Consider the following 11,921-nt stretch of genomic DNA (forward strand, 5'->3'; position numbering starts at 1 on the left):
ATGCCATGGTGATCATATGAAGACGCATCTGAACTGCCCGTGCGGCGAAGCGATCACCGGTAAGGACGAGGACGATCTGGTCGAGCAGGCGCAGGCGCACCTCGCGGACAAGCACCCCGGCCTCGAGTACGACCGGGACGCCATCCTCTTCATGGCCTACTGACCCTTTAGCGCGGGTCAAAAGGCATTACGGCACCACCGTGGAGCCGATGGTCGGCATGAACTGACACTGCTTCTCGGTCGTGGTGACCTGGCCGAAGATCGTCGAGAGAACGCTGCCCGACCCGGTGTCGACGATCGCGGTCAATGTGGTCGGGCCCTCCGGGTTGATGTCGGCACGCGGCTTGAGCGTCGCGCTGCCCGATTTGCCGGTGCTCAGGTTGACCCAGGTGACGTTGAGCGGCAGTTTCTGTTCGGCCGCGGGCCCCGGCGTGCCGACCGCGGTGAACACATAAGCGGTCTGGCCAGGCCCGGGACCCGGCGTCGGAATCTTGGCGGGTCCCGCCACCGAGATCGCGGTGGCCAACACGGTTCCGCCGTCTTTCATGCACCCATTGCTGATCGACGGATACATGAAGTCCTGTGTCGGCGGCGCGTCCGGACCGAACGCCGGGTCCGAGGCGGCCGCCGGAGCGGGCGGTGGTGCGGCTTCGGGTGCCGGCGCAGGCGCGGGTGCGTGTGCGACGGGCGCGGCCTCCGGGGCAGGGGCGGGTGCGGGTGCGGGTGCGGCTTGCGGCGCCGGAGCAGGCACCTCGACCGCTTCCGGCGCCGGCCCGACGGCATGGGCCGGGTTCACGCCCGCCGGCAAATGCGCCTGCGTGCCGGGCACAGCGCCGGGCGCAGGCACATGCGCGACGAACTCGTTGACGGCCGTCGCGACATTGCGCGAATCGGCCGGGACCAACGCATCGCCGGCGAATACCGCCGCGGCGGCCATCAACGTCGACGCGGCGTTGGTCGGATCGGACGCCGCCTGCTGAATGGCCGGGCCGATACTCTGCACCGCCGACAGGCCGGGCGCCTGCAGCCCGTCGGTCGGCGGCGGCGGTGCGGGTTGAGCGTTGGCTACACCGGCCACGCTGCCCAACAGCAGCGTGGCCGATGAGCCGATCGCGACGGCGACGGTGGCGAACATCGTCCTAGATGACATGGCTCCCCCAAGGTGTGCTGGTCGTGGTCTGGTCGTGAGCTACCGTCGCCGTCGTCGTCAGGGCAGCGCCGAGAGCGGGGTGAACACCGGTGGCAGGCTCGTGCCGGGCGCCGGAGCTGCCGGGGCCGCCGGAGCCGCCGGCACGGTAAGCGCGGGTGCGGGAGCCGCCGGTGCTGGGGCAGATGCGGGTGCGGGCAACAGGTTCACCAGCGGTGTGCCCTCCGGCAGCAGCGACGCGAGGCTGGTGGGGATGGTGGTCAGCAGGTCCTGCGGCGCGGTCGCCATGGCGGTGGTCGGCGCCGCAGGCGCAGCATCCGGCATTCCCGGCAGCGACGTCGGAGGCTGCGGAAGGGTCACCGAGGCCGTGGCCGACGGCGGCGTGGCGGCCGGCGCCGCCGGGGCCGGTGCCTGCGCGGCACCGAGCAGGGACGTGACGCCCTGCATGAGCTGCGACGCAGCGGCCGGGTTGCTGGCGAGCTGCTGGATGAACGGGATACCCGGCACGTTCGGCGCGGGTGCGGGCGCGGCGGGTTGGGCCCCGGCGGAGGCGCTGAACGCGAGCGCCGCGGCAACCGCCCCTCCTGCGGCGATCATCGAGGTCGTGAATGCTTTTCCGATCTTGTGCATGGTGTTTCCAATCCGTTGTAGGCACGCCTCCGCCCGAAGCTAGGCCTGTTACTAGTGAGGCTCGTGTGACACGTGGGGCGGTTATTCAACCGTTACGGATGCGAAGGGTTTTGGTGACCACGGTCGGCCGCTGGTTAGAGTCGGCGCATTGACATCAAAAAGGCCCCGCAAAAGGGTGCGCCCGTGCCGCTGACCGCGACGCGCATGGCTGACTGTGTGGCCGCCGCGGGGCCGCTCCTTCTTCTCCTCAGCATTGCCGCGCGTCTGGCGTGGACTTACGTGGTGCCCAACGGCGCGAACTTCGTCGACCTTCATGTGTACGTCGGCGGGGCCGGAACGCTGGACGGGCCCGGCGCGCTCTACGACTACGTCTACGCCGAGCAGACGCCCGATTTTCCGCTGCCGTTCACCTATCCGCCGTTCGCGGCGGTGGTGTTCTACCCGTTGCACCTGTTGCCGTTCGGGGTCGTCGCGTTCGTCTGGCAGCTCGGAATCATCGCGGCGCTGTACGGCGTGGTGCGGATCAGTCAGCGGCTCTTGGGTTTCGACGACCGGCGCATCGCCATGCTGTGGACGGCGGTCGGCATCTGGACCGAACCGCTGCGAAGCACGTTCGACTACGGACAAATCAATGTGCTGCTGGTGCTGGCGGTGCTGTACGCGGTCTACAGCACCCGATGGTGGCTGTCGGGACTGCTGGTCGGTCTGGCCGCGGGGATGAAGCTCACGCCCGCGATCTCGGGGCTCTATTTCGTCGGCGCCCGGCGTTGGGGCGCGGCGGCGTTCTCGGCGGTCGTTTTCTTTGCCACCGTTGGCATTTCGGCGCTGGTGATCGGTGGCCCGACGCGGTACTACTTCACCGAGCTGCTCGGCGACGCGGACCGGGTCGGCCCGATCGGCACGTCGTTCAACCAGTCGTGGCGCGGCGGCATCTCGCGCATCCTCGGTTACGACGCGGGTTTCGAGCCTGCGGTGCTGATCGCGGTCGCGGCAACGGCGGTGCTGGCGGTCTTCGCGTGGCGCGCGATCGGCGGGGCCTCCGACCGGCTCGGCGCGATCCTGGTCGTGCAGTTGTTCGGCCTGTTGCTGTCGCCGATCTCATGGACGCATCACTGGGTGTGGCTCATTCCGCTGATGATCTGGCTGCTGCACGGCCCGCTGCGCGACCGCTGGGGCGCACGGATCCTGGGCTGGGGGTGGCTGGTGGTGAGCCTGGTCGGCGTGCCGTGGCTGCTGAGCTTTGCCCAGCCGAGCATCTGGGACATCTCCCGACCGTGGTATCTGGCCTGGGCAGGCCTGGTCTACATCATCGCGACGTTGGCGACGCTGGCGTGGATCGCAGCTAGCCGACGAGCCCGTTGATCTCGCGGGCCATCTCGACGTCCTGTTCGGTGATACCGCCCTCGGAATGGGTGACCAACGCGAAAGTCACGGTCCGCCAACGGATATCGATATCCGGATGGTGGTCCTTCTCCTCGGCCTTCTCGGCGACGCGGCGCACCGCGTCGATGCCCTCGAGAAAGGCGGGAAACTTGATCGAGCGGCGCAGCGCCCCGTCGGCTCGCTCCCAGCCGGGAAGGTCGGGCAGTGCGGCGTCCACTTGTTCGTCCGTTAACACAGCCATGGTTTCGACCGTATACCGTCACTGGCAGTGTTGAACCAGAAGCCGAACCAGATCGTCGTCGCGGGTGCGCTGATCACGGGAGCATCACTGCTGGTTGCCCAGCGGGCCCGGCCTCCCGAACTCGCCGGGCTGTGGGAGCTGCCCGGCGGCAAGGTCACCGTGGGGGAGACCGACGAGGCGGCGCTGGCGCGTGAACTGCACGAGGAACTCGGCGTCGAGGTGACGGTGGGCGCGCGTCTGGGTGCCGACGTTGCGCTGAACGCGACGACGACGTTGCGCGCTTACCGGGTCACGCAGACCGGCGGCAACCTGCATCCCAACGACCATCGCGCGTTGCGGTGGGTGTGCGTGGATGACCTCGACGGGTTGGCCTGGGTACCCGCCGACCGGGCCTGGCTCGGCGAACTGCGGGATGCATTGCGCTGAGCGCGCCGCTGAGTCAGCTTCGTCGGGCCCGTTTGTGAACCTTTTCGAGGGCCTTACCCCGGATCCCGTGGCGCTCGGCCTTGCGTAGCTTGGCCACCACCACCGGGCTGGGGCACCTCCCGCTTGCGGGGGACGCTTGCACCGCGGATCGCTGCGGCAGCACTTTTTCTTCGGTTTGAGGTCGGCCAACTTACTGGCCTTCACGTGAGATGGCTCTCTCGTTTTCGCGATCGACGGTTTGCGCTGCGACAATGGCCGACGTGAATTTTCGCAACGTCGCCATCGTGGCACATGTCGACCACGGTAAGACAACTCTGGTCGACGCGATGCTGCGGCAGTCGGGCGCATTGACGCACCGGGGCGACGACGCCACTGAACGGATCATGGACTCCGGTGACTTGGAGCGGGAAAAGGGCATCACGATCCTGGCCAAGAACACTGCCGTGCACCGCCATCACGCCGACGGCACCGTGACCGTCATCAATGTGATCGATACGCCCGGACACGCTGACTTCGGCGGCGAGGTCGAGCGCGGGCTGTCCATGGTCGACGGGGTGGTGCTGCTGGTCGATGCGTCCGAGGGGCCGCTGCCGCAGACGCGGTTTGTTATGCGCAAGGCGCTGGCCGCGCACCTGCCGGTCATCCTCGTGGTCAACAAGACTGATCGGCCCGACGCGCGCATCGCCGACGTCGTAAACGCCAGCCATGACCTGCTTCTCGACGTCGCTGACGATCTTGCCGCCAGCGACCCGGCCGCGCAGAAGGCGGCAGAACACGCGCTGGGCCTTCCCACGCTGTACGCATCGGGTCGCGCTGGGGTGGCCAGCACGGAGGAACCGGCCGACGGTCAGGTTCCCGACGGTGACAACCTCGACCCGTTGTTTGACGTTCTGCTGGAACACATTCCACCGCCGAGCGGCGATCCCGACGCGCCGCTGCAGGCACTCGTTACCAACCTCGACGCGTCGGCGTTCCTGGGCCGCCTCGCGCTGATCCGCATCCACAACGGCAGGCTGCGCAAAGGCCAGACCGTGGCGTGGATGCGGCTCGTCGACGGCGCGCCGGTCATCACGAACGCGAAGATCACCGAGTTGCTCGCCACCGTCGGTGTCGAACGCAGCCCCACCGACGAGGCCGTCGCCGGGGACATCGTGGCCGTCGCCGGGTTGCCCGAGATCATGATCGGCGACACGCTGGCCGACCCCGAACACGCGCACGCGCTGCCGCGCATCACCGTCGACGAGCCGGCGATCTCGGTGACCATCGGCACCAACACATCACCTTTGGCGGGCAAGGTATCCGGGCACAAGCTCACCGCGCGGATGGTGCGCAACCGGCTGGACCAGGAACTGGTCGGCAACGTCTCGATCCGCGTCGTCGACATCGGCAGGCCCGACGCGTGGGAGGTGCAAGGCCGCGGCGAACTGGCGCTGGCGGTGCTGGTCGAACAGATGCGCCGGGAGGGTTTCGAGCTGACCGTCGGCAAGCCGCAGGTGGTGACCAAGACCGTCGACGGCAAGCTGCACGAGCCGTTCGAGGCGCTCACCATCGACTGCCCCGAGGAGTTCGTCGGCGCCATTACCCAGCTGATGGCCGCACGCAAGGGCCGGATGGAGGAGATGGCCAACCACGCCGCGGGCTGGGTGCGGATGGATTTCATCGTGCCCAGCCGTGGGCTGATCGGTTTTCGCACCGACTTTCTCACGCTGACGCGGGGTACCGGGATCGCCAACGCGGTGTTCGACGGCTACCGGCCGTGGGCCGGTGAGATCCGCGCCCGCCACACCGGCTCGCTCGTCTCCGACCGCAGCGGCCAGATCACGCCGTTCGCGCTGATTCAGCTGGCCGACCGCGGGCAGTTCTTCGTCGAACCCGGCGAGGACACTTACGAGGGACAGGTGGTCGGGATCAACCCGCGCGCCGAGGATCTCGACATCAACGTCACCCGCGAGAAGAAGCTGACGAACATGCGCTCGTCGACCGCCGACGTGATCGAAACGCTCGCCAAGCCAATACGATTGGATCTCGAACAGGCGATGGAGTTCTGTGGCTCCGACGAATGTGTCGAGGTCACACCGGAAGTGGTGCGGGTGCGCAAGGTCGAGCTGAACGCCGCGCAACGGCTGCGGGCCAAGGCACGCGCCAAAGCCCGCGGATAGCACTACCCGTCGAGTACGCCCGTTCGGGTCAGCTTGTCGAGCATGATCTCGGCCATCAGGTCGGCGCGCTTCGCACACGACAACCGGGCGCTGTCGGGGTCACGTCGGCAGATCGCCGAGATTTCCTCTTCGTAGACCGAAAGGAAATCGCTATGGCTGTCGGGGTAGTTCCAGAAACTATTCGGCACGAAGCTCTGCAACGCGCGGATCGCCGCCTGCAAGCGGGGACCGGCGTACTCCTCGTTGAGGGGAAGCCGATACGCCCAAGCCGCCTCCTGAAACTGGATCGGATCGTGGGCGGCCCGCAAGACCCGCAGTGAGGAGTCGAGGTGGGCCAGAATCCGCGGAGTGGGGTTGGCCGCCGCACGCGCCGCGACGATGCCGGTGAGCAGGCCGTACAACTCATGATGTTCGCGAACGGTGGATTGGTCGAAACGGTCGACGAAGGCACCCCGGTGATAGCGCGTCGTCAGGATGCCGTCGTGTTCGAGTTGGGATATGGCCTCCTGAACCGGTATGCGGCTCAAGCCAAGTTCCCTGGTGATCGCGGTGCGGTCGATCCGGTCTCCGGTGCGCAATTTTCCGTTCAGGATCAGGTCGATGATGTGATCGACGACCTGATCCTTTTCCTTCACCCCGTAGATCTTCGGCATTTCCCCATCCCCCCTGCCGTTCGCTGAGCAAGTTTCTCACCGGCGGTCGGGTTTCGCGGGCGCAACATCACCAAAAATGGGCGGAACAGCTGATGCCGATACCCTGAACACCGTGTTGGGAGCCCTACGCGTCATTACCGCGCTATCCGCGCTGGTGACAGTGTTGGCGGCGTGTACGGTAAGCCCCCCGCCCGCGCCCCAGAGCACCGACACCACCGAGGTGGCGGCCCCGCCCCCGCCCCGGCTGACCCAGATCATCATGGCCATCGACTGGATCGGCCCAGGGTTCAACCCGCACCTGCTGTCCGATCAGTCACCGGTCAGCGCGGCGATCAGTTCGTTGGTGCTGCCCAGTTCGTTCCGCCCGATCCCTGATCCGAACACCCCGACGGGCTCGCGGTGGGAGCTCGACACGTCGCTGCTGGTATCTGCGGAGGTGACCGACGAGAACCCGTTCACGGTCACGTACCAGATCCGGCCGGAGGCGTCCTGGACCGACAACGCTCCCATCGTCGCCGACGACTACTGGTACTTGTGGCAGCAGATGGTCAGCCATCCCGGTGTCGTCGACCCGGCCGGCTATGACCTGATCACCGGCGTGCAGTCAGTGGAGGGCGGCAAGACCGCGGTGGTGACCTTCTCGCAGCCCTATCCGGCATGGCGCGAACTGTTCAACGACATCCTGCCCGCCCACATCGTCAAGGACATCCCGGGTGGATTCGGCGCGGGGCTCGCGCGGGCACTGCCCGTCACCGGCGGCCAGTTCCGGGTCGAGACCATCGACCCACAACGGGACGAGATCCTGCTGGCACGCAACGACCGTTACTGGGCACAACCTGCCAAACCCGACCAGATCCTGTTCCGCCGCGGCGGTGACTCCGCAGCGCTGGCCGACTCGATCCGAAACGGCGACACCCAGGTAGCGCAGGTGCACGGAGGCGCTGTCGTTTTTGCGCAGCTGTCCGCGATTCCGGATGTGCGCACGGCCCGCATCGTCGCTCCCCGGGTCATGCAGTTGACGCTGCGCGCCCAGCAGCTTCCGCTCGCCGACACCCTGGTGCGCAAGGCGATCCTGGGCCTGCTCGACGTCGATCTGCTCGCCTCGGTCGGTGCCGGTGACGACAACACGGTGACGTTGGCGCAGGCGCTGGTCCGCTCGCCGTCCGATCCGGGTTATGTGCCAACGGCACCACCGGCGATGACGCAGGGCGCGGCGCTGGACCTGCTTTTCGACGCCGGTTACGAACTCGAACCGGGCCAGACCGTGCCCGGTGCGCCCGGGCCGGTTGACACGCGCGGCAGCATCACCAAAGACGGTGTGCCGCTGACCTTGGTGCTGGGTGTGGCCGCAAACGATCCGACGTCGGTGGCCGTCGCGAACACCGCGGCCGACCAGCTGCGCAACGTCGGCATCACCGCGTCGGTTTCGGCACTGGATCCGGTGGTGCTGTACGGCGAGGCGTTGGCGAACAACCGCGTCGACGCCGTCATCGGCTGGCGTCAGGCCGGCGGTGATCTCGCGACCGCGCTGGCGTCGCGCTTCGGGTGCCGCGCCCTCGAGGCGACCGCGGTGGCGACCAAACCGGGCGCCCCGGCGGCGCCGGACGGAACGGGTGAGCCGACGGTGCCGCCCACGGACACACCGCCGCCGGAGCCGCCGGTGACCACGCCGACCGCCGCGACCACCACACCCAACCCGGAGCCGGAATCCGGTGAGCTCGTGCAGGCGCCGAGCAACATCACCGGCATCTGCGATCGCAGCATCCAGCCGAAAATCGATGCGGCACTGGATGGTACGGAGGCTATTGCCGACGTGATCACCGCCGTCGAACCGCGGCTGTGGAATATGGCGACGGTGCTGCCGATCCTGCAGGACACCACGATCGTCGCCGCTGGGCCCAGCGTGCGCAACGTCAGCCTTTCAGGTGCCGTGCCGGTGGGCATCGTGGGTGACGCAGGCAACTGGATCAAGACGCCGCAGTAGCACGGCGACGCCCGACCTCAGCGCCGAGTGTGGGCTTGATGCACGCATTTTTGCGCAGGACGTGTCCCAACCCCACACTCGGCGGTCGGTTAGCCGATTTTCACTCGCTGTCGGAGCCGTCGCCCGAATCGCTGTCGGTATCCGCGTCTGACTCCGCGGTGTCGGACTCTGCGGCGTCACCGGAATCGGCGGACTCGGTGTCCGCGTCGTCGCCGGCTGTATCGCCCGGGCTCACCTTGTTGCCGTCCGAGAGATCCGTTTGCCCGTTGTCGGATTCGGTCTCTTCCTCGGCTGTTGGGTTCTCGACGTTGACCTCTTCGTCAACCGCGGACTCGGTGGTGTCGTCCTCTTCGGCCGCTTCTTCTTTCCCAGCATCCTCGGCGTCGTCGGCCTCTTCGGTGGCGTCGGTTGCCGGAGTCTCGCCGCCCCGGTCGTCGCCGCCCGTGGTCGCCGTGCTGGTAGACGCCGCTTGCACCTCCGCGGCAGGAAATGCCGCCTCCACGTCAAGGTTGACCGTCAGGGCCGGGGAAGTGGTGGTGGCGGTGACGGCTGCGGTCTCCGGAGTGGCCTCGGTTTCTTCTGCCTCGTTCGCCGTGTCCGGGGTGATGGCGCCGAGGATCATGTCGCGGATGTCGACGATGACGCCGAGCGCACCGCCGCTCGGTCCGATGAGGCCGGGGAAACCGTTCTCGGGGTAACCGTTGATCACCCCGTTGAGGATGGTCGCCGGGGCGTTGATGAACGCGTTGACGACGCCAGTGAAGTCGCCGGCACCCACCGCGTCGACGACGTCCTGAACCGCCTCCGCGGTGGCCTGGAACAGCGAAAGCGGCGGGCTGATCAACCCGATGCCCACCATCGGAATGACTTGCGGAATGAGATCGATGACGGCGACGAGGTTGTTGATCGGCACCTGCAACGGTGGAAGTAGCGGAAGCGCCGCCAAAATCACGCCGGTGGACAACGTTTCGGCAGCCTGCTGGATCTGCCCGGCGGCTAGTTGGTCAATCGCCGTGCGGAACGTGGCGGGAATGCCGACGGGGTTGCTCGCTTCGAACAGGCGGTGAATGGCTGCACCGAGGTCCTGCACCATCGTGAGTTGATTGACGGCCACCTGCTGAAGAATCGGCGCGATGCCTTCCTCGAACAGGTCGTTGCCGAGATAACCCAAGCTCGACAACGTGTTGTCGAACAGTTCGGCGTATGTCGCGGTCAGGGCAACAGGTGGGGAGTAAATCGGAGTTGCTGCTATTTCGGGTACCGGCGGCGCGACCGGAGCGACGGCGATGACACCGGCACCGATCAAGGCAACACCTGTGGTGACAGTTGAGCGAACAGCAACTTGCATTGCATCTCCTTTGTTTCCACCGCGAACCGGACAGCCATGAAGGCTTGAGCAAGCCTAGGGCAAATGTACGTAACCCGTAAACCCAATGAACGCAGTATCTTTCGCGGGTGAGGCAATCTTGAATGAACTTTCGTGAGCTGTACGGTCGTGGCAAAGACCGCGTAGCGGTATATGACGTCGACGCACTGGATGTCATTTGTTGAGCGGTTCGTTGCGTGGATCCGCAAAGTACGTCACAAGCGCACCAAAACCGAATGGGTGTGACGGTAAACGAGGTTGCTGATAATGAGTGGTTGCGGTGTATGCATCGTCAACTGGCCGGGTTCCGCGCGTCAAGCGGCGCACTTGGCAATCTGGGCGGTCGAGCGCGGGATCGAAGTATTCGTCCGGCGTGCCGACGGCGCGGTTAACGGTTGTCGGTCGCGTGTCGTTCGCGCAGCAGGCGCAGTGCGTGGGCCGCGTAAGCGGCGACGGCGAACACAACCAGCAGCCAGTACGGCGGGTGTGCCAACTCCCAGACGAACAGCGCGGCAAAGCCAGGTGCACGCTGGGTGATGGCGAGGACGCCGGCCGCACAGGTCAACGACACTGCCGGCGCGTCGATGTTGGTGCCTGCCAAGCCATTCAGGCCGAGCACGACCACCGATCCCGCCGCTGCGCCGGTCGCCAGGGCCGGCGTGAGCATGCCGCCGACCGCGCCCGCGCGCAGGAACAACGCCGTCAGCAGCGGCTTGAGGAGCAGGATCACGGCCGCCGAGCCCAGCGTCAGGCTGCTGTTGATGCTCACCGTCAAGATGCTTCGGCCGTTGCCGGGTAGTTCGGGCCACCAGATCGAGCAGATTCCGATCGCCAGCCCGGCCGCCGCGATCGAGGGGATCAGCAGCCATGAGCGCAGTTGTTGGTGTGGCCGGGCTGCCGCCATGATGCGGTCGAAGGCCAATCCGACCGCGGCCGCAAGCGGCGAGATCGCCAACGCCAGGAACACGAACAGGTAGGAGAGATCGTCGTCCGGCCAGGTCAGCGCATGCTCGAAGTGCGTGACTGGGGAGGCTACTGCGACCGCGATGCTCGACGTGATCAGCGCCGTGCCCACCACCCTGGGATGCCACGTCCCGAGCAGGACCCTGGCGGCGAACAAGGCGCCGCCCAGCGGGACGCGGTACACCGCGCCCAGCCCGGCTCCGGCTGCGCATACCAACAGGATTTCGCGGTCGCGCGACGTCAGCGCCAGCCGGGCCGTACCGAAATCGCTGAGCGCGGCGGCGAACTGACGGGGCGCACCTTCGCGACCGAGCGATGCGCCCGAGCCGACGAGCAGCACTTGAAGTGCCGCGTCGATGGACAACGGCCACCGGGGCAGCCGCCGGGGCGCGGTGATCGCCGTCGACAGCGGCGGAACATCGGCCCGTCGCCGAAGCAGCCACCAACCGAACCCGGCGAGCGCGCCACCGACCGTCGGCCCTAGCGCACGCCGGACCGGGCTGCTGCCGCCGACACCGGTCAGCAGCGCGCCGAACGAATAGTGATAGGTGAGGTGTTCGACGCCGTGCAGCAGCAGCGTGGTGGCGGCACCCGCCAGGCCTGCCAGCAGGCCGACGACGACGATCGCGCAGCAGAACTCCAGGGTGCGCCGCGACACCACGTGAATCTATGCCAGGCGCGGGGCCGGCTGGTGGGAATGGGCGCGAAGCCCGAAACAATGTTTGCTAGAAGGAGGTTCGCAGACCGCCTAATATTTGCATCATCAAAGGTGGCGCCGGTGTTGGCCGGGCGAACGTGCGGGCAGGCCAGCTCCGCACTATTTGCCCGGTAGGTCGGGCTGGACTGCATGGAGAAGGGATGGCGCGGGGGTACTTCAGCTATCCGTGATCGGTGTGCGCACTGTGCGTAGCAAACGGTCGGTCGGCCCGGTGTGTGCTGAAACGGCCGCTGCGAACGCGGTGCGGAACT

General features: G+C 67.0%; 11 protein-coding genes and 1 pseudogene. 5 read left to right on the plus strand and 7 right to left on the minus strand.

What is annotated here, in order from left to right:
* The first annotated feature begins 16 nt into the window (after positions 1-16).
* Positions 17-163, plus strand: a complete 147-nt coding sequence (locus ABQF13_RS14190; protein ID WP_064891404.1) for a DUF1059 domain-containing protein — start codon at positions 17-19, stop codon at positions 161-163.
* A gap of 24 nt (positions 164-187) precedes the next feature.
* On the opposite strand, the gene ABQF13_RS14195 is transcribed toward ABQF13_RS14190, so the two are convergent.
* Together ABQF13_RS14195 and ABQF13_RS14200 are read right to left on the minus strand one after the other, a co-directional pair.
* The gene (locus ABQF13_RS14195; RefSeq protein ID WP_448393386.1) at positions 188-1,150 is read right to left on the minus strand and encodes an Rv1157c family protein; all 963 of its coding nucleotides are present in this window, start codon (positions 1,148-1,150) and stop codon (positions 188-190) included.
* A gap of 57 nt (positions 1,151-1,207) precedes the next feature.
* Positions 1,208-1,777 carry a hypothetical protein gene (locus ABQF13_RS14200; protein WP_448393387.1) on the minus strand — a complete coding sequence of 190 codons (570 nt, stop codon included), beginning with the start codon at positions 1,775-1,777 and terminating at the stop codon, positions 1,208-1,210.
* Between the two features lie 204 nt (positions 1,778-1,981).
* Here ABQF13_RS14200 and ABQF13_RS14205 point away from each other — a divergent pair, with 204 nt between their 5' ends.
* Positions 1,982-3,139 carry a mannosyltransferase gene (locus ABQF13_RS14205; protein ID WP_448393575.1) on the plus strand — a complete coding sequence of 386 codons (1,158 nt, stop codon included), beginning with the start codon at positions 1,982-1,984 and terminating at the stop codon, positions 3,137-3,139.
* Here ABQF13_RS14205 and ABQF13_RS14210 read toward each other — a convergent pair.
* Complete coding sequence (locus tag ABQF13_RS14210) at positions 3,120-3,401, minus strand: 4a-hydroxytetrahydrobiopterin dehydratase (protein WP_448393388.1); 282 nt, start codon at positions 3,399-3,401, stop codon at positions 3,120-3,122. The genes ABQF13_RS14205 and ABQF13_RS14210 overlap by 20 nt on opposite strands.
* Positions 3,402-3,428: 27 nt before the next feature.
* Between ABQF13_RS14210 and ABQF13_RS14215 the strand changes: the two genes are divergently transcribed.
* A complete protein-coding gene (locus ABQF13_RS14215) occupies positions 3,429-3,827 on the plus strand; it encodes a (deoxy)nucleoside triphosphate pyrophosphohydrolase (RefSeq protein ID WP_448393389.1) in 399 nt (132 codons plus the stop codon).
* Between the two features lie 13 nt (positions 3,828-3,840).
* Here ABQF13_RS14215 and ABQF13_RS14220 read toward each other — a convergent pair.
* Positions 3,841-4,031, minus strand: a pseudogene (locus tag ABQF13_RS14220) (hypothetical protein).
* Positions 4,032-4,078: 47 nt separating this feature from the next.
* Between ABQF13_RS14220 and typA the strand changes: the two are divergent.
* Positions 4,079-5,986, plus strand: a complete 1,908-nt coding sequence (typA, locus tag ABQF13_RS14225) for a translational GTPase TypA (protein ID WP_448393390.1) — start codon at positions 4,079-4,081, stop codon at positions 5,984-5,986.
* Positions 5,987-5,988: 2 nt separating this feature from the next.
* On the opposite strand, the gene ABQF13_RS14230 is transcribed toward typA, so the two are convergent.
* Positions 5,989-6,639 carry a GntR family transcriptional regulator gene (locus ABQF13_RS14230; RefSeq protein ID WP_448393391.1) on the minus strand — a complete coding sequence of 217 codons (651 nt, stop codon included), beginning with the start codon at positions 6,637-6,639 and terminating at the stop codon, positions 5,989-5,991.
* A gap of 76 nt (positions 6,640-6,715) precedes the next feature.
* Here ABQF13_RS14230 and ABQF13_RS14235 point away from each other — a divergent pair, with 76 nt between their 5' ends.
* On the plus strand, positions 6,716-8,623 hold the full coding sequence (locus ABQF13_RS14235) for an ABC transporter family substrate-binding protein (RefSeq protein ID WP_448393392.1): 1,908 nt from the start codon (positions 6,716-6,718) through the stop codon (positions 8,621-8,623).
* 100 nt (positions 8,624-8,723) lie between these two features.
* Here ABQF13_RS14235 and ABQF13_RS14240 read toward each other — a convergent pair whose 3' ends face one another.
* Both ABQF13_RS14240 and ABQF13_RS14245 read right to left on the minus strand, forming a co-directional pair.
* Complete coding sequence (locus tag ABQF13_RS14240; RefSeq protein WP_448393393.1) at positions 8,724-9,971, minus strand: ICP22 family protein; 1,248 nt, start codon at positions 9,969-9,971, stop codon at positions 8,724-8,726.
* A gap of 406 nt (positions 9,972-10,377) precedes the next feature.
* A complete protein-coding gene (locus ABQF13_RS14245; RefSeq protein ID WP_448393394.1) occupies positions 10,378-11,610 on the minus strand; it encodes a chloride channel protein in 1,233 nt (410 codons plus the stop codon).
* Positions 11,611-11,921: the final 311 nt, after the last annotated feature.

The sequence above is a fragment of the Mycolicibacterium sp. XJ879 genome, from assembly GCF_053483935.1.

Bases quoted from the DNA above. Each gene is read 5' to 3' on its own strand.
- ABQF13_RS14205 (WP_448393575.1), top strand. From the start codon at position 1,982: ATGGCTGACTGTGTGGCCGCCGCGGGGCCGCTCCTTCTTCTCCTCAGC.
- ABQF13_RS14190 (WP_064891404.1), top strand. From the start codon at position 17: ATGAAGACGCATCTGAACTGCCCGTGCGGCGAAGCGATCACCGGTAAG.
- ABQF13_RS14230 (WP_448393391.1), bottom strand. From the start codon at position 6,639: ATGCCGAAGATCTACGGGGTGAAGGAAAAGGATCAGGTCGTCGATCAC.
- ABQF13_RS14200 (WP_448393387.1), bottom strand. From the start codon at position 1,777: ATGCACAAGATCGGAAAAGCATTCACGACCTCGATGATCGCCGCAGGA.
- ABQF13_RS14240 (WP_448393393.1), bottom strand. From the start codon at position 9,971: ATGCAAGTTGCTGTTCGCTCAACTGTCACCACAGGTGTTGCCTTGATC.
- ABQF13_RS14210 (WP_448393388.1), bottom strand. From the start codon at position 3,401: ATGGCTGTGTTAACGGACGAACAAGTGGACGCCGCACTGCCCGACCTT.
- ABQF13_RS14235 (WP_448393392.1), top strand. From the start codon at position 6,716: ATGGGCGGAACAGCTGATGCCGATACCCTGAACACCGTGTTGGGAGCC.
- typA (WP_448393390.1), top strand. From the start codon at position 4,079: ATGGCCGACGTGAATTTTCGCAACGTCGCCATCGTGGCACATGTCGAC.
- ABQF13_RS14195 (WP_448393386.1), bottom strand. From the start codon at position 1,150: ATGTCATCTAGGACGATGTTCGCCACCGTCGCCGTCGCGATCGGCTCA.